This is a genomic window from Streptomyces sp. NPDC059900 (assembly GCF_050270335.1).
In the GTDB taxonomy this organism is placed as follows: Bacteria; Actinomycetota; Actinomycetes; order Streptomycetales; family Streptomycetaceae; genus Streptomyces.
Window position 1 is genome coordinate 1 of sequence record NZ_JBNNJZ010001130.1, and the last position, 1,201, is coordinate 1,201.

The following is a 1,201-nucleotide window of genomic DNA, read 5'->3' on the forward strand; positions in this document are numbered from 1 at the left end:
GCTGGGCGACACGGCCCGGTGAGGCGCGGCAAATTGCGTTGCGTCTGCCGGGCCCCGGCCTGAACTGTGGTGCCCGGGCTGGTGCTACAGCCCGCAGGGTCGTCGGTCGGCCGGGAAGGGGCTTATGTCGGGCGTTGTTGTTGTCGGGGCGGGCATCGTCGGTGCTTCCGTGGCCTACCACCTGGCCCGCCAGGGGGTTCCGGTCACGCTGCTGGAGCAGGGACCTGCCCCGGCCTCCGGGGTTACCGCAACGTCCTTCGCCTGGATCGGCGGTGCGGGCGGCCACTGGCCCGGCGGGGCCCGGGATCTGCGCGAGTACGTTCTGGCGGACTACCGGCGCCTGGAGGAGGAACTGCCGGGCATCACTCTGCGCCGGACCGGCTCGCTGTCCTGGGGCGAGGGCGCACCGGCAGCGCAGTCACGGCCCGGGCGAGGCCAGTTTCGTATCGGAGGAGACGACATCGCGGCCCTGGAGCCCCGTCTCCGCAATCCTCCCGCCCGGGCCATCCACGCCCCGGCCGACGCCGGGGCGGACCCCACGGCCATGACCCGCGAACTCGTCGCAGCCGCCGCAGCCCACGGCGCGACCGTGCTCTACGACACCGCGGTCACCTCCCTGCACATGACCGGCGGACGTGTCCGGGGCGTGCTGACCCCGGCCGGGCCCCATGCAGCCGCCACCGTCGTCCTCGCGGCCGGAACAGCCGTCCCCCATCTGTGCGAGCCGCTGACCGGCGACTTGGCCATCGGCGCCTCCCCGGCCACCCTCGCCCGGGTCAGCGCACCGCCCGGCCTGGTCAAGACCATCGTGGCCCGCCCGGACATCGAGGTCCGCGAGGTCCGGGATGGTGAACTCCTGATGGTCGTGCCGCACACCGAAGGTGCGGCGGCCCTGGCGCAGGCCGTCCGCGAGGCATTCCAGCGCCTGAAGGCGACCTTCCGGGGAAGTGACCAGTGCCGTCTGCTGGGCTATCGCACCGGGCAGCGCCCCATGCCCGCGCGCGGCCCCGTCATCGGCTACGCGACCCGCGACCGGTCCCTCTACGTCGCCGTCATGCACTCCGCCGTTGCCCTGGCTCCCACTGCCGGACGGCTCATCGCCGACGAATTCGTGAGCGGCAGACCGGCCCCCGAGCTGCGGCGATGCCGCCCGCGCGCGCACTGAGAACGCCGTCTACTCCTCGTCGACTCCTCGTCGCGC

General features: G+C 73.5%; 1 protein-coding gene. It reads left to right on the forward strand.

Translation table 11 applies throughout. The features are described from left to right. Positions 1-124: 124 nt before the first annotated feature. A complete protein-coding gene (locus tag ACQKIP_RS47830; RefSeq protein WP_365864978.1) occupies positions 125-1,165 on the forward strand; it encodes an NAD(P)/FAD-dependent oxidoreductase in 1,041 nt (346 codons plus the stop codon). Positions 1,166-1,201: the final 36 nt, after the last annotated feature.